The sequence below is a fragment of the Acinetobacter sp. 226 genome (assembly GCF_048147925.1).
In the GTDB taxonomy this organism is placed as follows: Bacteria; Pseudomonadota; Gammaproteobacteria; order Pseudomonadales; family Moraxellaceae; genus Acinetobacter; species Acinetobacter pecorum.
Window position 1 is genome coordinate 43,946 of sequence record NZ_JAYWYX010000022.1, and the last position, 22,417, is coordinate 66,362.

The following is a 22,417-nucleotide window of genomic DNA, read 5'->3' on the forward strand; positions in this document are numbered from 1 at the left end:
CTTAATAGCCTTAAATGCAAGTCGATTGAATGGACATTCGCTATGAGCAATACCAATTACACTACTGAAGTGGCAATCCTAGGTGCCGGCCCCGTAGGCTTAACCCTTGCCAACTATCTAAGCAAACAAGGCGTAGTTGTCACGATTGTCGAGCAACTGGATAGTTTGATTGATTACCCACGTGCGATTGGAATCGATGATGAATCCTTGCGTACTATTCAGTCTTTAGGTTTAGTCGAACAAGTTTTACCACATACCACCCCAAATCATGCAATGCGCTTCTTGACTCCGAAAGGACGCTGTTTTGCTGATATTCAGCCTTTAACGCGTGAGTTTGGCTTCCCGCGCCGTAATGCTTTTATTCAGCCACAAGTCGACAACGTGCTGCTGCAGGGCTTGAAACAATATAAAAACACCCAAGTGCTATTCTCACGTCAATTGACCCATTTTAGTCAGGATGCTGAAGGCGTGACACTCAATCTGCAAAATAAAGATGGCGTTGCAGAAACCGTACGCGCTCAATACCTGATTGCCTGTGATGGCGGTAATTCTTATATACGCCGTAACCTGGGTATTGCATTTGAAGGTGAGACTGCACCGAATCAATGGATTGTAATCGACCTTGAGAATGACCCTCTCGCTACACCGCATATCTATTTATGTTGTGATCCGGTACGTCCTTATGTATCGGCAGCATTGCCACACAGTATTCGACGTTTTGAATTTATGGTCATGCCAGGTGAAACTCAGGCAGAACTGAGCAAACCGGAAAATATTGCCAAACTTCTGTCCAAGGTTTTACCAAGCACGGATGGTATTGAAGTGATCCGTCAGCGTGTTTATACCCATAATGCCCGTATTGCTGACAAATTCCGTGTCGACCGTATTTTGCTTGCCGGTGATGCTGCGCACATTATGCCGGTATGGCAAGGACAGGGTTATAATAGCGGTATGCGTGATGCCTTTAACCTGGCCTGGAAAATGGCAATGGTCATTCAGGGCAAAGCGACAGCTGAACTGTTGGATTCTTACCAGATCGAGAGGAAAGACCATGCCAAAGCCATGATTGATCTCTCCGTTATGGCCGGCCATGTACTGGCACCACCGAAAAAATGGCAGGGTTTTGTCCGTGACGGTATTGCCTATGCCCTGAACTATATCAAACCCATCAAACAGTACCTGCTGGAAATGCGCTTTAAACCGATGCCTAAATATCATGACGGCGCACTTTTGAGTAACGGTGCCAAGAACTCTCCAGTCGGCAAGATGTTTATCCAGCCACAGGTTAGACTTGAGTCAGGTGAAAAAGTTTTACTGGATGACGTAATTGCTAATGATTTTGCAATTATTGCTTGGGGTGTAGACCCGCAATGGGGTATTTCGGATGCCACCATGCAAGTCTGGAAAAAATTAGACGTCAAATTTATTCAGGTCATTCCCGAAGTTCAACTGGACAATAAAAACCGCAAGCAATTTGAAGGCGTGATTACCGTTGGTGACATCGGCACTGATATTCGCAGCTGGTTCGGTAGAACCACTGAGTCAGTCGTTATTTTACGACCTGACCGTTTTGTGGCAGCCTTGGCGATTCCACAAACACTGGATCATATCAGCCAGCAGCTGTTTAAAAAGCTACATGTAAAATAATTACGAGCATAAAATACATTTACTGAATTATATTCAGAGGTCTGACCACGTGAAAGCGTGGTCTTTTTTTATGTGTATTTTTCTTGCATAGGGCTGGTTTATAAGTTGCTTTCTTTAAGGTCAATGTCTCATTATTCAAGAAAAAGAGCATGTCTGTCAGAAAATATATGAACCACACTTTTTTTTATTGAACTTAGGCATTGATTTTCTGTAACCAGGGTATATCTTTCATTGAGTCACGCTGCGCCAGCAACTGAATAAAGGGCTTGAACTCATCCAGATAGGGCAATATTTTCAAAGAAATGGCAAAAATCAGCCAGTACCCCAGAAATACATCTGCAGCTGAAATTTTCTCACCCAGCAGATATGGATTGGCTTCTTGCATACCTTTTTTGAGAAAGGCTAATAGGCTCTGTGCATGACCAAAGCTCAAGCTCCGTGTTCTTTGCTCAATCTGTTCATCCGGTACGCTCAACCCTTTTAAATCCATAAATTCTGTTAAAGGGCCATGAGTAAAGAACATCCATTTCAGATAGGCACCGCGCTTGGGATCGTCCAGAGTCGGTGCCAAACCTTTTTCTATATATTTATCGGTCAGATAGGTAAAGATAGCCGCAACTTCAGTAATTATCACGTCCTGATCGACCAGACAAGGTACTTTGCCCATGGGATTAATCGCTAAATATTCGGCCTGATGCATGTTTTCATAAGGTACGTTTATAATTTCAACCTGGTCTGTAATGCCCAACTCCTGTAATAAAAGCATTACAGTCATGCCACGGGACTGGGGATTGCTATATAACTTCATCATTTTTATTCACTCTTTGCTGTTATTTTAATTTTTTAATGCAACTTTTTTATTGGCTGCCTTTGATTTCTCTCAATGCAAGAAAAATCAAAGATATCATGTTAAAAAGAAATCTAGTATAAAGTGCTTCGATAGCCTGTGAAGAACGATTATGTGACAGATTTATCTGCCGAAGCCTTTTTGCTGTTTAAAAACATGCTGTGCTATCAGGTCTTTCTTTTTTAAAAGAAACCCATATAAAACTGTTCTTTCAGGATTTTTAAAATGAGTTCAAGCAGCTCGTTTTTCTGCCCTTTACGATAACTGGCATACAGATTAATCATCGGCAAGGGTTCAATGGTATTTTTGACGATAATTTTATCCCCCAATAACGGGATCACATAAGCCGGAACCAGGCTCCAGCCCACGCCCATCCCGACCAGATTGACATTGAGCAGGATATTGGTTGAGTGCTGGACCACATTCACATTCAGTTTGGATTGCTTGAAAAAGTCAGTGATGATTTTATGGAGTTGTGGTGAAGCATCTTCATCACTAATTACAAAATCCTGATGATTAAAGCTCTTGATACTCACATGGCGCTGCTCGGCAAGCGGTGAATCCTTGGGCATAATCAAGGCCAGCGGCTCACTAAAAATTTGCACATGTTCCAGCTCATCAGACTCATCGACATAGCGGGTAAAGGCAATATCAATCTCGCCTTTTTTTAAGGCCTTTAACTGGCTGGCATCGGTCAGGCTATGAAAATGAATTTTAATATTCGGGAAATGTGCGCGTATATTCGGCATGATATAGGGGAAGATTTTCATTTCAGCGACCGGCACGAAACCGATATTCAACTGATCCTGCTGTGCATTTGCGATCTGTCTAGCGCTCTGTATAGCACGCTCTGCATGTTCAATACTCAATAAGGCTTCTGTTAAAAATGCCTGCCCAGCCTCAGTCAGCCCCACCTTACGGTTATTGCGCTCTAGCAACTGTACGCCTACCTCACGTTCCAGATCCTTGATTTGCTGGCTGAGCGAAGGCTGTACCGTATTTAATTTTTCCGCAGCACGGGTAAAGTTCAGCTCCTGTGCCACGGTCACGAAATAGCGTAAATGTCTTAATTCCATCTTATCACTCCAAGCCTGCAGGGCGCTTATGTCGCTTTTTGGCAACATACTGACGATATACCCATATTGTCATCATGACGAGTACAGCACTTAATATATAGGTGGTTTCAAAGCCCCAAGAGGCAATCAATATTCCGATGACTACTGAACCAATCGCCAAACCCAGATCAAACAGGGTAAAGAAAGTTGAAATCGCATGTCCCATACGCTGCGTATCAACCGACTGAATCGCTAGCGTCTGCAGACATGGGAACAGCGAACCGTAACCAATGCCGATAAATACTGCCGATAACCACAATATCCATTGATTGGAAATCAGACTGACGATCACCAGACCAATAGCAAAAAACACAAAAGAAGGATAAATAACGGCACTTGGTCCCTTACGGTCATAAATCTTCCCGATCCAAGGTCTAACCAGCAGCATAGAGGCAGCAAAGACAATAAAGAATACACTGGTATAATCCAACAGCTGCTTGGTTTCACTAAATGCAGTAATAAAGCTCATGATACCTGAGTAGGCAAAAGCCGTCAGCAAGGCGACAAAACTCACCGCCAGAACTTTGACTTCCAGAATATCCTTCAAGCTCAGGCTATTCTTTTCTTTACTTATGGCATCACGTTTAGGTAACTCTGTAATTTTCAGCATCCAGCAGAAAATGAGTCCCAGAGAAATAATAACGGCGAGAACGCCAAATAACACCTTGAAACTGGTGATCTGAATGACAGTCAATGCCAGCAAGGGCCCAAACACTACACCCAGATTGGTCGACATGACGAAATAACCCATGCCCTCACCTTTGCGCTGATCAGGAATAAACTCATTGGCGACGGGTACTGCTACCGTAGTCAGAATACTGAACCAGATGCCATGTAAAAAACGCACCACTAACAGCGACCACATGCTGTCCACCAGTAAATAGCTAAAGGCAAATAAGGCAAAAACTATGCCTGCACTACGCATGGTGATTTTTTTGCCGAACTTTTCAATGATCATGCCGGAAAATGGCCGAATGGCAATCGATGAAGCCAGGAATAGCGTCAGTGCCAGACCAGCTTCTTTTACTGAGCCACCCAGATCTTTCATGATGTAAATCGGTAAAACCGTCAGCAAGGCAAAGTAATAAACGAACAGGAAAAAATTATTAAATAAACACAGGATAAATGAGCGATTCCATAAACGCTCAGCATTAACTGACATAATCACCAACTTTTAAGAAATAAGATCAAACTCAGGCTTGAACAGCAGCAGGATTCAGCACCAACTCGACCAGATTCTGGATATAGTGTTCATCTGGAATGCGGTTGAAAAAAATGATCTGGTAATGAATCGGGCCGTACAAGGTATCCAGCATCAAATCAAAAGGATAATCCGCACGGATTTCTCCGCGTTCAATCGCTTGCTGAATCAGTTGATGAATCTGTTGTCGCCGAGGTAAAAGATATTGCTGAAAAAATCCACCTGCCAGTTCCCGGTGATTGGCAATGACCACCAGTAAAGCCCGCCCTACTGGATGATTCAGTGCCTCTGATAAAAAAACGAGTTGTTGAATAAGATTGCTTTTCAAACTTTTGGAGGTATCCAGTTCAAATACTGAAGCGGTCTGTTGCTTAAAAGTATCCAATACCAGTTCCGATTTATGCTTCCACCAGCGATAAATCGTGGACTTGCCTACGCCAGCGCGTGCAGCCACATCTTCAATGGTCAGCTGATGATATTCACATTCTGCTAGCGCATCTGCGACTGCCTGTAAAATGCATTGCTGTCGTCGGGAACTTCTCTCGTCATTACTCATATTTTTCTGCTTAAGCCTTAAAAACGAAACGATACGTATCGTTTTATATTAGAATAAAATGTTATAAAGCTCCAGCCATAAACTAAAATTAATACAAAAAAAGAACTTCAAAAGATTAAGGAAGAATAGAAAAGAAATTGACTGATTTTTATTATTTTAATGCTGATAGAAATTAGATATATGGAAACGTCATTTCCGTATTTGAGACAGGACTTAATCAGACAATAGATGTTTTCACGACAGATTAAAAAACTGAATGTTAGCAAACCAGTTTTTTAGCGAAGAGTATTGCTCCGCAAGACAGGTTTCTTGCGAAGCTCCATTTTTTATTTTGCCGAAACAAAAGTAGCATCTAGACTGCATCAATTGAATTTGAAAAGAAAAACAACGTTATTCACTATAAATGATTAAGAGGTTATTTCTATATTTAACTTTGTGCGGTCTTTTTATAAATGCTGCATGAGGGATGATGGTTCTCTTGTAAACGCGCTATTTTGCGCTGTTCGGCTGCCTCAAAACGGCAACGCTTCCAGTCATTGTTCAAGTTTAAAGCTGGAATCTGTTTGGGTTTACCATGCTCATCTACTGCCACCATCGTGAAATAACAGCTATTGGTATGACGCACGGTTCTCTTTTGAATATTCTGTGCTTCTACACGAATACCAATTTCCATTGAGGTACGACCAACATGGTTAACACTGGCCAAAAATGTTACCAGTTCACCGACATGAATTGGCTCTTTAAAATTCACCTTGTCTACAGATAAGGTCACAACATAACTACCCGAATAGCGACTTGCACACGCATACGCCACCTGATCCAATAATTTCAGAATGGTTCCACCATGAACATTACCTGAAAAATTTGCCATATCTGGCGTCATGAGAACTGACATCGTTAACTCTGACTGGTCATCTGCTAATGCTGCAATTTGATCTAAAGGGGCCATCGTTTTCTTTGAACTCTTTGAATGATAAGGTTATCATTTATTATTATAGCGTTTTTAACGTGAATAAAATGTTCAATTCGGCAAATCGGGCATCATAATTATTGATATAGAAAATGTGTTCATACAGAAAAAAATATATTTAATTGCTTAAAATGTGAATTAAAAACAAAGTATAAATTATTCAATACCTGTTTAACCAAGGGCTGACAGGCCTGTAATTGAATCATCCATACTATCCCTCCATCAATCCAAATACTTAAAAAATAGAGGGAAATTATTAGAAATTTAAAGCTTTAGTAGTCTGAGCATTTCCTGAACTACATTTTGATAGCTCAAAATTTGTTGGCCATCCAAGATGGTTTCAACAGTGAAAGAACCGTCCTGATGGGCAGCTGTTACTGTAAAAATATAATGTTCGAATTGTGCCAGTTTGACCTGATGTCCAATTTCTATATGTGTCATGCTGTCTACATCTGCTGAGTGTTCTGTTTTAACTACATTCTGGCATGAACGGGGGAATTTTTGAATATTTGATCAACTTAAGTATACGAATAATAATGTTAAAATTAGAAATCAGAATTAATAAAGCTTATGTCTTAAAGTAATAAATTTATAATTCAATAGCTTATATTTCAAATTAGTTTTGTATTTGATAAAAAGTTAAAGCTACTTATAGACATCAGCACTTATCTCATCTTTCATAACAATTAGTGAGCTATTAAAGCTGATAATGTTTAATCCTAGTACTGAATATCCCCATCTTCTCCTTTGATAAAATGGCAATATTCAGAAAATTCATGTAAGAGATTTATTGGGAGTAATGATCCTTGACCACAAACTGCGGAATACGGTGCCCTCGGGCATAGTCGTGTTTTTGATAGGCCTGTGAAATTTCCATCAACTTTAATTGAGCTGCCTCAATACCAGCCTGCATGGTCAACTCTCTGCCACGCACATCAAAAATATGGCCTTTTTCACGCAGATCTGGCTGAATCACCACATCTGCATGCTTTAATTCTTCATGCGCCAGATGTTGCTGCATAATATTGATGTTCTGATTAAACAGTCCCCAGACATTGCTGGTTTCGGTATGAATAGGCTGTGCCAGAATATCCACCGCAATCACAATATCGGCTCCCAGGTCACGCGCCACATCTACGGGTACCGGGCTGACCAGCCCACCATCCACATATTCTTTACCTTGAATAACGGTTGGAATAAACATACTTGGAATCGAGACTGAAGCCCGTACTGCCTGTCCGGTATTGCCATAGTTAAAGACCACTTTTTTACCTTCTTTAAGTGCCGTGGCTACGACAAACATCGGGATTTTCATGGCTTCAAGCGGTGTCTGATCGACCTGTAAATTGACATAGTCTTCAACTTTTTTGCCATCAAAAAAGCCTTTTTTAGCCAGTTTGATATCACGGACATCATTGGGTCGCATCGTTAAGGCAATATTGCGCAGTTCAATCGCCGGCTTGCCACTCGCATAAAGGGAGCCCACGATGCTGCCCGCACTGGTTCCGACAATAAAATCGGGTTGAATACCTGCTTGTTCCAGTACTTCCAGCACACCAATATGTGCATAACCACGCGCACCGCCACTGCCCAGAACCAAAGCAATCACTGGACGTTGTTGGGTCTGCTTGATCTTTTGAAAATCAATTTGATTCGGACGTGCCTGAGCTTCTCCGCGTTGTGCAGCAGCTTGCAGAGAACTGGTAGCCGACGGGGCTGTCATTTGGGTCGTTTGGCAACCACTTAGGCCAAGTACACTCAGTATTACCATACTCAACGCATATTTCTGCATGCAGAGAATGTCCTCATTAATCTAAAGCAGCATAGTGTATAAACACATGCATAAATAGTCTGTAGAATTTCGTTAAACTGTCATACAGTTCAGCTACTTTATCTTCATTTTTCCTATAGCCACATGCCTTCGACCTCGCTGTACCGGATTTTCCTGATTTTCCTGCAACTGGGCTGCATTTCATTTGGCGGTCCAGCGGCACATTTGATATTTTTTCACCGAAAATTTGTCACCCAACTGCAATGGCTGAATGACACCCAATACAGTCAACTGGTCGCCTTGGCGCAACTTTTACCCGGGCCGAGTAGCAGTCAGGTGGGATTATCGATCGGCTATCTACAACGTAGCTATAGCGGTGCCGTGATCGCATGGCTGGGTTTTACCCTACCCTCTATGATTCTGATGGCCTTGGTAGCGCTCTTGGGTCAAAGCTATTTTCATATTTTAAACTCAAACTGCTTTCATACCATCCAGTTAATTGTATTTTCTGTCATCGCCTGGGCTTTCTGGCAAATGCTGAGAAGCTTCTGTAAAACGGCTTGGCAATATGCGGTCTTAATCCTCTCGGTGGTATTACTGATGGTAGTCTCAGTGAGTTTTAACCAGATCCTGGTGATTATGTTGGGTGCGATCTGTGGAATCTTGGCGGGACATTTTTCTCAATCAGATTCGAAACCCAAAGAAATCAATAAAATGGCAATCAGCTCGCCATATATTCGATCTGCCACTGCACCCTATTGGCTGCTGGCATTTATCTTGCCGTTTGTTCTGCTCCCCTTAGCTGGAAAATTATGGGGTGAATCAGACCTGCTATTTTTTTCCAATTTCTATCAAACCGGTTCATTGGTATTTGGTGGTGGTCATGTGATTCTGCCTTTGCTATATCAGGACTTTGTCACAACCGGTTTAGTCAGTGCACAATCTTTTGATCTTGGCTATGCATTTGCCCAGCTGATGCCGGGGCCTTTATTCAGTTTTGCCAGTTATATTGGCGCTTTGCTGCCTTGGACGCCTTATGTCTGGCTGAATGCAGTGCTAGCGACCTGTACAATATTTTTACCTTCATTTTTTCTGATTTTTGCCACCTTACCCTACTGGTCATGGCTGATACAGCAGCGCCATATTTATCAGGCGGTGATGGGCATCAATGCTGCCGTGGTGGGGCTGTTACTGTATTTATTGCTGGATCTTTCACAACGTTATTTTAGTTATGGCTCCGATCTGGTCTTTGTCGCGGTGATGATTACCCTGCTACGTTCAAAACTACCAGTCTGGTTCAGCCTGATTTTCGGCTTCGTGCTTTATCAAAGTTACTTAAATTTCTTCTAAATAAAAATTTGGCACAAAAAAGCCCCGAATGTTCGGGGCTTTTTGCTTCAAGTCTTACCAGATATCTGATTTAACCTTGTCTTTAAATTTAGGATGGTTATCCAGTTTAAATTCAGGTTCCTTCACACCACGCTTCAGCTGACCGGTATAGTCTTTGAGAAGCATCAACAGGAAAGGCATCAGCAACAGGATTGAAATCAGGTTGATACTTGCCATCACGCCCATAAACAGATCTGCCATATTCCAGATCAATGGCACACTCGCGATCGAACCGAAATACACCATCACCAATACAAATAAGCGGAAAATCAACATGACCCAACTATTGTTATTGATGAACTGAACGTTGCCTTCGGCATAAGCATAGTTACCAATAATCGAAGAATAGGCAAACAGGAACAGAATTAGCGCCAGGAAATCATCACCCCAAGCACCAATCTGGCTTTCAAGTGCCATCTGGGTCAAAGTCACCCCTTCAAAGCCTGCATTTTCATATACACCTGAAACCAGAATAATAATGGCGGTACATGTGCAGACCACAAAGGTATCAACAAATACACCCAGCATTTGGATCAGACCCTGATTCACTGGATGCTTGGCATCAGATGCCGCAGCAGCATTCGGTGCTGAACCCATACCGGCTTCGTTAGAGAACAGACCACGCTTAATGCCCATCATCATCGCCATAGATACCATAGCACCAAAGAAACCGCCAGCAGCAGCTTCAAACTCAAAGGCTTTAGTGAAAATAAGCTGGAAAATCGATGGCAAGATATCGTAATTGATTACTGCAATATACAGGGCCACTGCCAGATAGAGTACCGCCATGAGCGGTACAAAGCGTTCAGCGACTTTAGCAATCCGTTTGATTCCACCAAAAATGATCAGGGCTGTCATTACGACCAGAACCAATCCAATCCAGGAAATTTCAAAATCAAATCCGCCCAATGGTAAAATGACATTGGCCTGATTCCAGCCCCAGGCATGAGAGGTTGCCCCAATAATCGCATTGGCCTGAACGGCATTGAATACAAAGCCATAAGTGGTGATCAATGCAATCGCAAAGACAATCCCCAGCCATTTCTGCTTCAAACCTTGGGTAATATAATAGGCAGGCCCACCACGGAATTGCTGGGTCTTACTATCCCTGACTTTAAACAGCTGTGCCAGTGAGGATTCAACTAAAGCAGAGCTCATGCCCAGAAAGGCAGTAAACCACATCCAGAACACGGCACCCGGCCCGCCAATCGCAATTGCAATTGCAACACCCGCGACATTACCTACCCCGACCCGGCTAGCAAGACCAGTAACAAAGGCCTGGAATGGCGTAATACCATGCGCATCTCTGACCTTGCCACGGCTGCCCTTCATCACTTTCATACTGTGCCAGAACAAGCGAATTTGAACTGCACCTGTCGCTACAGTATAGAAAATACCGACTGCGACCAGAAACACAACCAAAAAGTCCCATAAAGGGCCATTCAGGGCATTAATCCAGCCCAGCAAGGTTTCATTTAACTGATCATTCATGTCACGTCCTTATGAGCCTATGACTCATCGTATCAAGCATAAAAATCATGCAAAAAACTTCAAAATCATCTGAATAACAGTGGCATTGATCAAATCAACAAAGAATGCGCCACATAATGGCACGATCAGGAAGGCTTTATGCGATGCACCGTACATATTGGTAATTGCCTGCATATTGGCAACCGCTGTTGGCGTTGCACCCATACCAAAACCACAATGACCCGCTGCAAGTACCGCAGCATCATAGTTTTTGCCCATGATACGGAAAGTGACGAAAGCTGCATACAAAGCCATCGTGATGGTTTGCGCACCCAGAATCACCATGAGTGGTCCTGCAAGGTCAGCCAATTGCCATAATTTTAACGACAATAATGCCATCGCCAAATACAGTGACAATGAAGCATTACCAAACACATCAATCGCGCGATCAAAAATCTGAACCTTGAAAATGCCTTCCAGTACATTACGCAGGAGTACACCGCCGCCCAATGCCCAGACAAATGTTGGCAGTTCAAAAGCAGTACCTTTACTGAAACCTGTCATAAACTCTGCAAAAGCCAAACAGCCTGCAAACAGGCCCAATGTGGTAATTGCATTATCGGCAGTAATCAGACGCAGACGATGTGGATATTCAAATTGTACGTATTCCTCTGAAGTGCTATCCATTGGGGTGTTGTCACGCTTTTCGATCTGCTGATCGGTACGTGCAGTAGCCAGGTTATAACGGTTGATCAGCAACTTGGCCAAAGGTCCACCAATGATCCCGCCGATGATCAGACCGAAAGTCGCACTGGCCATACCCAGTGCCAAAGCACCCTGAATGCCATGTTCAACTTCAAAAATCTCCCCCCATGCACCCGCAGTACCATGACCGCCGGTTAAGGTAACTGAGCCTGCAATCAGGCCAATCAGTGGGTCAATACCAAGCAGTGTTGCCAGACTCATACCGACTGCATTTTGCAAAACAATAAAAATCGATATAGCAAACAAGAAAATTACCAGACCGACACCGCCTTCACGCAACTTGGAAAAGTTGGCACTCAGACCGATCGAGGCAAAGAAGATCAACATAAAACTGGTTTGTAGCTCTGAACTGGTGGTGATGCTGTATCCCCACAGTGAATGCACCAGTAATGAGATGATCGCAGCAACCAAACCGCCTGCAACCGGCTCAGGAATGTTGTAGCGCTTTAAAAAAGCGATTTTATTAACCAGGAACCGCCCAAGTAATAAAACAATCACTGCGGCAATCAGGGTATAAAATGCGTTAAAAGTAAAATCCATAATTTTTTGCCCAAGATGATTCTGAATTTTTTATTATTCTAAAAGTCGTAGAGTTGACTATATGTCTAGCTCTCTCATTAGATATGCATCCGTTACATCCGGATTTAATCTATGACCTTTAGAAAACAAAACGTTTATCATCTCTTTCAAACTTATGAATATCATCGTCACGATCATATTCAACAAATGAGAGATTTATAAAAGCAACACCATTTCTATTCCGATACTCAGTCTTTTGGAAAATTGCAGGCAATCTTCAAACAGACATACATGCTAATAAAAAAACTGTGTTTTAAGCTCAAAAAACATTCACTGATTGATGAGTGCTTTCAACCTAAAGGCTTCATTCAAGCCATCTGGAATAGCGTTATTTCAAACAGATCTTGATCATGCAAAGCATGAATTAAGATGAAAAGTCGTACATTATGCTGTTTCTTTGTATAACGTTATATTGTTTTTTATTAGCAATAGTTAATAAAACTATAAAAAATAATTATAAGTTCTCATTTTTTATATGAAGATTAAACTATCTTTTAATTCAAAAAAAATATTAGTCTCTTACTCAAAACAGAATAACACCAGAATCCTGAAATTAAATTAACTCGATTTTCAGGCAAAATAAATGTGTTCTCTGTGTGAAATTGTTATTGTTAAATTGTTCAAACACTTGGGATTTAAGCTATTTTTTTCACTTAAAGACAATTTTCATAACGATCTTTATTCTAATCATTTAGAGGACTAAACTCGTATTTTGGAAGGCCAAATAAGTGCTCTTTGGCCATTTTTTGGATAAATCATTTTTATCAGCCGGTAAACAATGAATTTTTCCTATCCCCCCTTCTGTTTGTTTAGTTTATAGTCATTGCCAACTCAATAAGGATATTTGACTGGACTTTACAATGGATCAAAATTTTGTTCATGCGGTAGATCACACCATTACCTCTCGTCATTCAGTACGTGCTTTTTTAAATACACCCGTGAATACCGACACCTTAAAAGAGATTTTGGCCGTTGCCAGCCGTGCCCCTTCAGGCACCAATACCCAACCCTGGAAAGTGTATGTGGTAACTGGCAAAAAGCGCGATGAAATCGTGCAACGTGTCTGTCAGGCACAAATGCAAATCTATGCAAATCCGGAATTGTCACAGCAGTATCAGGAAACTTTTGCCTATTATCCTGAACAATGGATCTCGCCATTTATTGAACGTCGTCGTGAAAATGGCTGGGGTTTATATGGCTTGCTTAACATTCAAAAAGGCGAAAAGGAAAAAATGGCACGTCAGCAGTTACGCAATTTTGAACTATTTGATGCGCCTGTCGGCCTGTTCTTTACTGTCCATCGTTCTTTGGCGATTGGTTCCAAAATGGATGTTTCAATGATGATCCAGAATGTCATGCTGGCCGCAAAAGCCCGCGGTCTGGACACTTGCCCGCAGGCTGCCTGGAATCATTTTCACCCGATCGTACTTGATCTGGTGGGTGCTCCAGCCGATGAAGAGCTGGTCTGCGGTATGGCACTGGGCTATGCCGATCCAGAGCAGATTGTTAACAGCTTTATTACCCCGCGCGTTCCCGTAGAGGAATTTGCCGTGTTTATCGAAGAGTGAGGCAGGCAGGGCTAAGTTAATTGACTTAGCCCTCTGTCCGGATCAGTATTTTTATTGCCTGAGAGAACAGCCAGCATCTATGCATTTTTTAGGCTGGGCATTTTTATTTTAAAAATTGTCCAAGCAGAAATACAGACAAAAACCAGCATGATCAATGCCATATTCAGTAAAGCCTGCCAGAGCATAAAATTCAGTAATACGCCGCCCAGTAATCCACAGACAAATTGCATACTTCCCATAATGGCACTGGCGGTTCCTGCCCGTTCGCCCTGTTCAGCCATTGCCAGAGCCATGGCATTCGGACCAGTAAAACCGATGGCTGCCACTATGACAAACATGCCTGGCAGTACCCAGAGCACAGAGTTTACGTCCAGCCAGCCCAGCAGGATTAAAGCTGACACACCGGCAAACTGCAGATAGCTGCCGATCTTCAGGCGCTGCAATATCGAGAAACGTCCGGCCAGCCGCTTATTCAATGTCGAAAACAGCATGATGCCGACCGCATTTGCACCAAAAGCATAGGCAAACTGCTGCTCGGTGAGCTGATAACGATCCATCAAAATGGCCGAAGAAGCACTGATATAACAGAACATCACCGCACCGGAAAAACAGCCGGCATAAAGCGGGCGCCGAAAGCTGGGATCCTGAAAAATGCTACGGTATAGGCTTAATACCTGTTGAAAATTCAGCTTGAGACGGCGTTCTGGTTCCAAGGTTTCTTTAAAAAGAAAGTGCACACAAGCCAGACTCAGCAAACCACAGCCCATCAATACCAGAAATATCGTGTTCCATTCATAAAATTTTAGTATCCAGGCCCCCAGACTCGGGGCAATAATTGGTGCAATCGCAGTCACAATCATCATGCTGGCAAAGGCCTGAGCTGCTGAGTGCATATCCAGACGGTCACGAATTGCAGCACGTGCCATGACCACGCCAACACAGCCACCGAGAGCTTGTAAAATCCGGGCAGTGATCAGACTCCATTCATCCTGCACAAAGACACACAGCAAACTTGCCCCAATGTATAAGCACAGCCCAAAATACAGTGGCGGTTTACGTCCAATCCGGTCACTGATCGGTCCATAAATCAGCTGTCCGACAGCCAGACCAAAGAAATAGGCCGGCAGGCTATTGGAAACCATTTGAGTACTGACACCAAAATCTGCAGCCATGGCCGGCAAGGCAGAAAGATACATATCAATGGATAAAGGCCCGAGCGCACTCAGTGCTGCCAGCAACACAATCCAGGACATGGCATAAGGTTGTTGTACTATTTTATTCGATGTCATAAGCATGAAGATTTAAAGCGCTAATATGCAGACAAATTAACACAGTGCATAGTATGATTTAGCCTGAAATGAAGATTTATAAATCTACTATTTTCATTAGTATATTCAGATTCAGCTGTAAAACTGCAGCATAAAGGACGACCTTTGAAATCTTGGCTCACTCGTCTCAAGCAAACTACCTATAACACGACCTTAATGTATAACCTGCGCATGATGACGGCATTTGCAGGTACTGCCTTTGTCCCCTATTTTATGGGACAACAATTATTGACCATTCCACTGACTTTAGGGGTGGTTGCAGCCGGTTTAAGCGATATTGATGACCGCTTTTCTGTGCGGATTTTAAATCTGCTCTACACCTATATTGGCTTCTTTATTACGGCGGTTGGGGTATATCTGCTTTATCCACATCCAGTCCTGTTTGCCTTGGCATTGATTGTGTCCTGTATTGCACTGATTCTGCTAGGTTCTCTTGGCAGGCGCTATGCCACGATTTCCTATGGTTGTCTGGTCATTTCCGTTTACTCGATGCTCGGGGTGGAGCTGTTTGATGAATGGTATAAGCAGGCTGGCCTGCTGGTGATTGGCGCGATGTGGTATGGCTTGCTGTCAACGCTGAGTTTCCTGGTCTTCCCTACCCGACTGGCGCAAGACAAGCTTGCCATCTCCTATTCTGCGCTCGGTGACTTTTTATATGCCAAATCCAATCTTTTTGATGTGGATATGACCCCTAAAAGCTATCAGCAGAGCATGATTGAACTGTCGATGGAAAATGGCAAGCTGATTACCATTTTTAACGAAATGAAAACCGCCCTTCTGACCCGTCTGAAAGGTGACCGTGGGCAAAAAGATACCCGTCGCAGTTTGCAGTATTATTTTGTTGCGCAGGATATTCACGAACGTGCCGATTCGGCACATATTGACTATCAAAAACTGGCCAAGATTTTCCAGCATAGCGATATCCTGTTCCGCTTCCAGCGTATCATGTCAATCCAGGGCAAGGCCTGTAAGGATCTGAGTGAAAGTTTGCTGCAGCGCAAACCTTATGTACATAACCAGCGTTTTAAGCATGCATTTGATAACCTGAGACTGTCGCTAGATAAATTACGTCAGGATCAGCATTATGACCAGGTCTGGATCAACGCCCTATTTTCGCTGTTTCAGAACCTTAAATCGATTGATGCCCAGCTACGCAACCTGGAAACCGAACAGAGTATCAAGTCTGAACGTTTCAAACATATTGAAAACCAGCTCAAAGATGATGACCTGAAAGGCTGGGATGACATCAAGGTTCGAATTAAACAGCATCTGACCCCAGAATCGGTGCTGTTCCGGCATGCCATCCGCCTGTCGATTGTTCTGCTGATCAGCTATATCTTCGTACAGGTCAGTAATATTGAATATGGCTACTGGATTTTATTGACCGCCCTTTTTGTCAGCCAGCCAAACTTTAACGCCACCAAACGCCGTTTACGTCTGCGCATTATCGGTACTTTGGTCGGGATTATTCTCGGTTATGCCATTCTGTATTTTGTGCCCTCCATCGAAGGACAGTTATTACTTCTGGTACTGAGCGGAATTCTGTTCTTTGAATTGCGTAGTAAACAGTATGCACAAGCCACTGCCTTTATCACAATTTTAGCGCTGATCAACTTCAATCTGGATGGTATGGGCTTTGCTGCGGCCATTCCAAGGATGATTGACACCTTAATTGGCTGTGCGATTGCCTGGTTCGGTGTCAGCTTTATTTTTCCGGACTGGAAGTTCCGACGTTTACCCCGCAGTATCAAACGCAGCTTGCAGGCAGAAGTCAATTATTTGAATGAAGTCATCGAGCAGTATAAATCGGGACGTAATAATGGTCTGCAATATCGGATTGTCCGCCGTGCTGCCCACAATACCGATGCCGAGGTGGCTTCACTGATTTCAACACTGGCCACAGAGCCCGATATTGATCCGGTACAAAAATCACTGGCCTTTGAGTTCCTGTGTCTGAACCATACTTTTATCAGTTATATTGCTGCACTGGGAGCGCATCGGGGAAAAATTGAAGATCAGGACATCCTGAATCTACTGGACCACGCACTGGATAATATTCGTGATGCATTGCTGCAAGATGAAATGCCCGATTCGAGTACACAGAATATGATTGTGAATATTCGACAGCGTCTGTCTCATGAACGGGAGCAAGATCAGAAATCCCTGATCATTTTGCAGCAACTGTCTTTAATGTTTAGCATTTTAAATCAGTTAAGCCAGCTCAAACAAAGTTTAAGTCATGAGTGGGATGAACAGGCAACAGAATTGGGTTCATTATAATTTGGCTGATTTTGGAACAATATACTCACTGAATTGGTACAATTAATGCTAAACTTTTTACAGTTTAAAATCTGCTAGTTTCCCTATGACCGCGAAAAATTTATACGCTTATACCCTCCAGCCTGTGAACTATGAAATTTCAGAAGCCGAGCAACGTCATGCTCAGCTGGTGATCTGGCGTAGTACCAATAAAATTGGCATGAAAGCATGGCTGATTATGGGTGCTGTTGTTGCACTTTCTATTCTGGGCATTCTGCTTCTGAAGAACTACTCTACCGTGTTCTGCTGGGTAGCGATTGTCTGTGTGGTGTTGTATTACCTGATCCGTACCTTTGGTCTGGAATGGTATGTTAAACGCAAGATGAATGAATTTCCGGTTCAGGAAATCAAGGGCGTTCGCCTGGGCGTACAGCCGCACGGTATCGTGATGCGCCAGAAAATGGGTATGCAAGAAGGTGTTGGCGCGATTAGCTGGAAAGACATCTATGAATGGTACAACACACCAGAATTTATGTTGGTCAATTTCAAGGTTAAAGGCCAGCAAGGTGCATACATCCTGCCTAAACGTCTGGATAGCAAAAACTTTTCTTTTGCCACGATTCGCAAACATCTTGAAGCAGAAGTCGGTCCGGCAAAACAAATTTAACTGCTTCATTCTTTCATAAAAAACCTCCTGCCTCGGCATGGAGGTTTTTTTAATCACACAATATTGAATGATAATGAGAATAAATATTATCTTCAACATCTATAATTTAGGCTTAAATTTCAGTTATAATTTTGGCATTATTTTTATCGCTTACCCTTAATCTGACCACCATGATTAAAAAGACATTTTTCCAAATCCACTGGTTTCTGGGGATTACAGCAGGTTTAATCCTCTCGATAATGGGGGTCACTGGCGCAATCTATTCCTATGAACAACAAATATTAAAATGGATGAATAGCGACAGTTATACGGTTCAGGTTCAACAACGTGACAAACTTACGCCTGCCCAGCTATATCAGCACTTTAACCATACTGCACCTGACATGAAGATCAACAGTATTACCGTGGCACAAGACCCAAGTGCTTCAAGTGCTGTAAATGTTGCTAAAGAAGGTGCACGGCGTGGCCAGAACATCATGGTCAATCCATATACCGCAGAAGTCTTGCCAGAGATTAAGGGACGGGAATTTTTCCAGTTTGTTCAGCAGTTGCACCGTAATTTAACAGTGGGCCCGGTGGGTAAACAGATTACTGGCGCCTGTACCCTGATGCTGATCTTTTTCGTACTGTCAGGCCTTTATCTGCGCTGGCCGAAACGTCATTCGATCAAGCAATGGTTGTTTATAAAACCTCAACTGAAAGGCCGTAATTTTATCTGGGATCTGCACGCGGTTGTGGGGACCTGGGTAGTGATTTTCTACCTGATTCTGGCCTGTACCGGCCTGTACTGGTCTTATGACTGGTGGCGCAACGGTATGTTTAAGGTGCTGGGTGTGGAACGCCCACAACCGGAAATGCAGGCCAATGCCGGCAATAACCGTGGTGAAGGCCGTCAGGGTGGCGAACGCGGTGCTCGTGGTGAAGGACGTGAAGAAACTGGCATGAATCCAGAAAATATCTCTCGCGCACTGGATCTGAGCTGGGCTGGTTTTAATACTCAATTTGCTCACAAATACTCGACTGTGACATTTAACCTGCCGAAAAAACCGGATGGCGAAATGCAGCTGAGCTTTGTCGACCCTGTAGTACAGCATGAACGCGCCCGGAACAATGCTACTTATAATTACCGGACGGCTGAATTCACCAAAGTTGAAATGTACGAAGATAAAAAGCTCAATGAAAAAATCATGAGCAGCATGTTACCGGTGCATCGAGGCAGTTTCTTTGGTCCGATCTACCAGTTCTTTGTCATGGTCGCAGCCTTGTTGATGCCCTTGTTCTTTGTGACCGGCTGGATGCTCTATCTGAAACGTCGCAAGCAGAAAAAACTAACCTTGGCTGCACGTCAAGCTACAATAATTCAGCCTTTAGATCCAAATGCCAAACCGTGGCTCATTGCTTATGCCACACAAACAGGGGTTTCCGAGCAACTGGCCTGGCGTACAGCGACTGCCCTGCAGGAGGCACGGCAACCTGTAACCGTCAAGCCGGTGCAGCAGCTCACACTAGACGAGTTACAGAAAACCGAACAGGTATTATTTGTTGCCAGTACGTATGGCACGGGTGAAGCACCGGACCGGGCCTCTTCTTTCGAGAAAAAAATCCTGTCTGCAAAAGCTGATCTTAGTCATTTAAGCTATGCGGTATTGGCCTTGGGCTCTCGGGAATATCCGGACACCTACTGCAGCTTTGGTCATCGAATTGACCAGTGGCTACACCAGAATGGTGCGCACCAGCTTTTCAAGACCATTGAAGTAGATAATGCCAATAATGAGCATATTCAGCAGTGGAATACTGCACTTGCACGGGTGACTCGACTTGAACTGCAAGCAATGAATATTGATAAGACTTTTGATCAGTGGATCTTGAGCAAACGTGAACTGCTGAATCCGGGTAGTCTAGGTGCCCCTGCCTTCAATATCGAACTGGTTCCCGAGCATGAAGCCGTCTGGCAGGCAGGTGATATTGCCGAGATCCAGCCAGGAAATAGCCCGGAACGTATTCGTGCATTTATGCAAAAATACCAGATTGCTGCCGGTACACAGGTCCCATCTCTGCAACAAAGCATTGAACAGGTGCTTTGGGATCGTGATCTGACTCAGGCTGAACCTTTTGATTCTCTGGATCAGCTTCTCATTCAATTACCGACCTTGCCAACGCGCGAATACTCGATTGCCAGCATTCCAAGCCAGCAGGTTTTGCGGCTGGTAGTGCGTCAGAAAACCGATGCCGAGGGCAATCTGGGATTGGGCTCCGGCTGGTTGACTCAACATGCAGCGCTGAATGCACCCGTTGCACTACGTATTCGCAGCAATGACTCTTTCCACCTGATTAATGACAACCGTCCGATTATCTGTATTGGTAATGGTACCGGTATTGCGGGACTATTAAGTCTGCTCAGTGCACGTAACCGTCAGGACTATACCCAGAACTGGCTGATCTTCGGTGAACGTCAGCGTGAACATGATTTCTTCTTTAAAGAAACCATTCAGGCCTGGCTGCAAATGGGAACTCTGAAACGTCTCGATCTGGCCTTCTCTCGTGACCAGGAGCAAAAAGTTTATGTACACCATAAACTGCGTGAACAGGCTGAAGAACTGAAAGCCTGGATTGCTCAAGGTGCAGTAATCTATGTCTGTGGTAGCATCAATGGTATGGCCAGCGATGTAGATCAGGCGCTGACTGATATTCTCGGTGAAAGCGTGCTAGATCAATTACGTCTGGATGGCCGTTATCGCCGTGATGTATATTAATATAAGCTGATATATAATAAAAACCGGGCTATTGAGCCCGGTTTTTATTTGAAGATACAGAAGTAATAATAAAAATATTGATAAGAAAAAGGAAACGTAGATGCTCAAGCAACTGAAACGAAGTCTCAGCCTGATTTCTGGCTTGGTTCTCTGCATATATAGTATCTGGTTAATGAACCAGGGGCAGAGGCATTTTGCCATCCCCCTGTTTCTCATGATTGGTGGAGCACTTATCCTGTACACCCTGCTTTTTTCATCTATTCAGCGCTGGAAACAGAATTCCCGGTTCAGGACATGGTTCTGGAACTGTCTCTGGGGCGGTTTTTTTTGTTGGATCATCAGTGTCGCGGCCTTCTTCGCCTATATCCAGATGTCGATCAACTCCAATATTCCAACACAACCCGCTACAGCAATTCTGGTATTAGGCAGTGGCATTGACCAGGGTCAGCCTTCCCCCATTCTGAAAAATCGTCTGGACACTGCAGCAAAGTATGCAGAACGCTATCCCAATATTTTGATGATCATGACCGGTGGACGAAATCTCTGGGAAAGACAGAGCGAAGCTGAAGTCATGCAAAATTATATTCATAGGACCTATCCGCGGCTCAAAAATCCGATCAGTTTAGAAGATCAAAGCAGAAGTACCCAACAGAACCTGCAATATTCTCAAGTGATCTTGAAACAACAGAATATAGGACAACATGAACCCATTGCGATTGTTACCAGCGATTTTCATAGCCCTCGCGCGCGGGCCATTGCCAGACATCAGGGTTATCAACACGTCATTAGTCTGAGTGCCAGCACTCCCCAGAATATCCGCTACAATTCCTGGCTCCGTGAATATTTTGCTTTGATTAGTGGCTGGCTGCTAAATGAATATTCATTATTTCAATAAAAAAAATATTGAAAAACAGGAAAGTTAATTTAAACGAATCTGTCTGGGCAAAGGCATGTCCGGATTTTTAAACAGTTCCGGCTTTTGCATATAGATCTGATACAGATAGTTCTTAATATCAAGTAATAGTTTTTCTGGTGCCACCAGAATATTCTGCCCTTCTGGCGTCAGGTCAAGCGAGACAATGGTACTTTCCTGGCGTAAAAAAGGAATGACTTTTTCTACAAAATCCTTGAGGCTAATTTCCTGAATATCGTAATTCACCCAATTATCTTTAATGAGCAGTCGCGCCAGACCTTTACTGTGCCAGCTGGCAAATGCACGTTGTCCGGTAGGCGTGGCACACAAAGCCCAGCCATCCTGATAAAGCGCAAAAATGCCAGCATTGGCAACAATGGCTTCAATATATTGTTTATAAAGTTGTTGAGGGTTGTATACCGTATGTTGAAATTTGGACGCTGCCTTGCGCTGATAGGGATTTCTCATGGTCGTGAAATCTTAATATTATTATAATAGAATCAGATTCTAAGGAAAAAACAGAATTGAGGCAAGAAGATATGGTGGGCGCTGACGGGATCGAACCGCCGACATTCTGCTTGTAAGGCAGACGCTCTACCAACTGAGCTAAGCGCCCTGA

General features: G+C 43.4%; 18 protein-coding genes and 1 tRNA gene. 7 read left to right on the forward strand and 12 right to left on the reverse strand.

Features of this window, described 5'->3' with window-relative positions:
* Window positions 1-42: 42 nt before the first annotated feature.
* Window positions 43-1,647, forward strand: a complete 1,605-nt coding sequence (locus VXP95_RS11420; protein WP_416706317.1) for a bifunctional 3-(3-hydroxy-phenyl)propionate/3-hydroxycinnamic acid hydroxylase — start codon at window positions 43-45, stop codon at window positions 1,645-1,647.
* Window positions 1,648-1,840: 193 nt separating this feature from the next.
* Here VXP95_RS11420 and VXP95_RS11425 read toward each other — a convergent pair whose 3' ends face one another.
* The 7 genes from VXP95_RS11425 to VXP95_RS11455 form a co-directional block, all read right to left on the reverse strand.
* On the reverse strand, window positions 1,841-2,455 hold the full coding sequence (locus VXP95_RS11425) for a glutathione S-transferase family protein (RefSeq protein ID WP_416712060.1): 615 nt from the start codon (window positions 2,453-2,455) through the stop codon (window positions 1,841-1,843).
* Window positions 2,456-2,676: 221 nt separating this feature from the next.
* Entirely contained in the window at window positions 2,677-3,570 is an 894-nt protein-coding gene (gene hcaR, locus VXP95_RS11430; protein ID WP_064096390.1) for a DNA-binding transcriptional regulator HcaR, read from the reverse strand.
* Between the two features lie 4 nt (window positions 3,571-3,574).
* Window positions 3,575-4,771: an MFS transporter gene (locus VXP95_RS11435; RefSeq protein WP_416712051.1), complete on the reverse strand. Its 1,197-nt coding sequence runs from the start codon at window positions 4,769-4,771 to the stop codon at window positions 3,575-3,577.
* Window positions 4,772-4,802: 31 nt separating this feature from the next.
* Entirely contained in the window at window positions 4,803-5,366 is a 564-nt protein-coding gene (locus VXP95_RS11440) for a TetR/AcrR family transcriptional regulator (RefSeq protein WP_416681940.1), read from the reverse strand.
* Window positions 5,367-5,793: 427 nt separating this feature from the next.
* Window positions 5,794-6,315, reverse strand: coding sequence for an acyl-CoA thioesterase (locus VXP95_RS11445; RefSeq protein WP_064096393.1), 522 nt, complete (start codon window positions 6,313-6,315; stop codon window positions 5,794-5,796).
* 285 nt (window positions 6,316-6,600) lie between these two features.
* Window positions 6,601-6,777 carry a hypothetical protein gene (locus VXP95_RS11450; RefSeq protein ID WP_416712052.1) on the reverse strand — a complete coding sequence of 59 codons (177 nt, stop codon included), beginning with the start codon at window positions 6,775-6,777 and terminating at the stop codon, window positions 6,601-6,603.
* A 346-nt stretch (window positions 6,778-7,123) separates the two neighbouring features.
* Complete coding sequence (locus VXP95_RS11455; RefSeq protein WP_416712053.1) at window positions 7,124-8,128, reverse strand: patatin-like phospholipase family protein; 1,005 nt, start codon at window positions 8,126-8,128, stop codon at window positions 7,124-7,126.
* Between the two features lie 123 nt (window positions 8,129-8,251).
* On the opposite strand from VXP95_RS11455, the gene chrA reads away from it, so the two are divergent.
* Complete coding sequence (gene chrA, locus VXP95_RS11460) at window positions 8,252-9,457, forward strand: chromate efflux transporter (protein WP_416712054.1); 1,206 nt, start codon at window positions 8,252-8,254, stop codon at window positions 9,455-9,457.
* A gap of 54 nt (window positions 9,458-9,511) precedes the next feature.
* Here the strand turns inward: chrA and VXP95_RS11465 are convergent, their stop codons facing one another.
* On the reverse strand, window positions 9,512-10,987 hold the full coding sequence (locus VXP95_RS11465) for an alanine/glycine:cation symporter family protein (protein WP_191730547.1): 1,476 nt from the start codon (window positions 10,985-10,987) through the stop codon (window positions 9,512-9,514).
* A 45-nt stretch (window positions 10,988-11,032) separates the two neighbouring features.
* Entirely contained in the window at window positions 11,033-12,271 is a 1,239-nt protein-coding gene (gene gltS / locus VXP95_RS11470) for a sodium/glutamate symporter (RefSeq protein WP_416712055.1), read from the reverse strand.
* Between the two features lie 899 nt (window positions 12,272-13,170).
* Here gltS and VXP95_RS11475 point away from each other — a divergent pair.
* Window positions 13,171-13,878 (forward strand): nitroreductase, encoded by a 708-nt coding sequence (locus tag VXP95_RS11475; RefSeq protein WP_064096398.1) that lies wholly within the window; start codon window positions 13,171-13,173, stop codon window positions 13,876-13,878.
* A gap of 77 nt (window positions 13,879-13,955) precedes the next feature.
* On the opposite strand, the gene VXP95_RS11480 is transcribed toward VXP95_RS11475, so the two are convergent.
* Window positions 13,956-15,173, reverse strand: coding sequence for a multidrug effflux MFS transporter (locus VXP95_RS11480; protein WP_416712056.1), 1,218 nt, complete (start codon window positions 15,171-15,173; stop codon window positions 13,956-13,958).
* 138 nt (window positions 15,174-15,311) lie between these two features.
* Here VXP95_RS11480 and yccS point away from each other — a divergent pair, with 138 nt between their 5' ends.
* From yccS to VXP95_RS11500, 4 genes are all read left to right on the forward strand, one after another.
* On the forward strand, window positions 15,312-17,486 hold the full coding sequence (gene yccS / locus VXP95_RS11485; protein WP_416681932.1) for a YccS family putative transporter: 2,175 nt from the start codon (window positions 15,312-15,314) through the stop codon (window positions 17,484-17,486).
* Between the two features lie 85 nt (window positions 17,487-17,571).
* A complete protein-coding gene (locus VXP95_RS11490) occupies window positions 17,572-18,132 on the forward strand; it encodes a YcxB family protein (RefSeq protein ID WP_064096401.1) in 561 nt (186 codons plus the stop codon).
* A gap of 170 nt (window positions 18,133-18,302) precedes the next feature.
* The gene (locus VXP95_RS11495) at window positions 18,303-20,885 is read left to right on the forward strand and encodes a PepSY domain-containing protein (protein WP_416712057.1); all 2,583 of its coding nucleotides are present in this window, start codon (window positions 18,303-18,305) and stop codon (window positions 20,883-20,885) included.
* 100 nt (window positions 20,886-20,985) lie between these two features.
* On the forward strand, window positions 20,986-21,780 hold the full coding sequence (locus VXP95_RS11500; protein ID WP_064096402.1) for a YdcF family protein: 795 nt from the start codon (window positions 20,986-20,988) through the stop codon (window positions 21,778-21,780).
* Window positions 21,781-21,804: 24 nt separating this feature from the next.
* On the opposite strand, the gene VXP95_RS11505 is transcribed toward VXP95_RS11500, so the two are convergent.
* Window positions 21,805-22,266, reverse strand: coding sequence for a DUF2750 domain-containing protein (locus VXP95_RS11505; protein ID WP_416712058.1), 462 nt, complete (start codon window positions 22,264-22,266; stop codon window positions 21,805-21,807).
* 72 nt (window positions 22,267-22,338) lie between these two features.
* A tRNA-Val gene (locus VXP95_RS11510) sits at window positions 22,339-22,414 on the reverse strand.
* Window positions 22,415-22,417: the final 3 nt, after the last annotated feature.

What these genes read in the sequence shown, in the direction of transcription:
- VXP95_RS11480 (WP_416712056.1), bottom strand. Translation starts at nt 15,173, where the DNA reads ATGCTTATGACATCGAATAAAATAGTACAACAACCTTATGCCATGTCC.
- hcaR (WP_064096390.1), bottom strand. Translation starts at nt 3,570, where the DNA reads ATGGAATTAAGACATTTACGCTATTTCGTGACCGTGGCACAGGAGCTG.
- VXP95_RS11420 (WP_416706317.1), top strand. Translation starts at nt 43, where the DNA reads ATGAGCAATACCAATTACACTACTGAAGTGGCAATCCTAGGTGCCGGC.
- VXP95_RS11490 (WP_064096401.1), top strand. Translation starts at nt 17,572, where the DNA reads ATGACCGCGAAAAATTTATACGCTTATACCCTCCAGCCTGTGAACTAT.
- VXP95_RS11495 (WP_416712057.1), top strand. Translation starts at nt 18,303, where the DNA reads ATGATTAAAAAGACATTTTTCCAAATCCACTGGTTTCTGGGGATTACA.
- VXP95_RS11465 (WP_191730547.1), bottom strand. Translation starts at nt 10,987, where the DNA reads ATGAATGATCAGTTAAATGAAACCTTGCTGGGCTGGATTAATGCCCTG.
- VXP95_RS11445 (WP_064096393.1), bottom strand. Translation starts at nt 6,315, where the DNA reads ATGGCCCCTTTAGATCAAATTGCAGCATTAGCAGATGACCAGTCAGAG.
- VXP95_RS11425 (WP_416712060.1), bottom strand. Translation starts at nt 2,455, where the DNA reads ATGAAGTTATATAGCAATCCCCAGTCCCGTGGCATGACTGTAATGCTT.
- VXP95_RS11505 (WP_416712058.1), bottom strand. Translation starts at nt 22,266, where the DNA reads ATGAGAAATCCCTATCAGCGCAAGGCAGCGTCCAAATTTCAACATACG.
- VXP95_RS11455 (WP_416712053.1), bottom strand. Translation starts at nt 8,128, where the DNA reads ATGCAGAAATATGCGTTGAGTATGGTAATACTGAGTGTACTTGGCCTA.
- gltS (WP_416712055.1), bottom strand. Translation starts at nt 12,271, where the DNA reads ATGGATTTTACTTTTAACGCATTTTATACCCTGATTGCCGCAGTGATT.
- VXP95_RS11440 (WP_416681940.1), bottom strand. Translation starts at nt 5,366, where the DNA reads ATGAGTAATGACGAGAGAAGTTCCCGACGACAGCAATGCATTTTACAG.
- VXP95_RS11450 (WP_416712052.1), bottom strand. Translation starts at nt 6,777, where the DNA reads ATGACACATATAGAAATTGGACATCAGGTCAAACTGGCACAATTCGAA.
- chrA (WP_416712054.1), top strand. Translation starts at nt 8,252, where the DNA reads ATGCCTTCGACCTCGCTGTACCGGATTTTCCTGATTTTCCTGCAACTG.
- VXP95_RS11475 (WP_064096398.1), top strand. Translation starts at nt 13,171, where the DNA reads ATGGATCAAAATTTTGTTCATGCGGTAGATCACACCATTACCTCTCGT.
- VXP95_RS11500 (WP_064096402.1), top strand. Translation starts at nt 20,986, where the DNA reads ATGCTCAAGCAACTGAAACGAAGTCTCAGCCTGATTTCTGGCTTGGTT.
- VXP95_RS11435 (WP_416712051.1), bottom strand. Translation starts at nt 4,771, where the DNA reads ATGTCAGTTAATGCTGAGCGTTTATGGAATCGCTCATTTATCCTGTGT.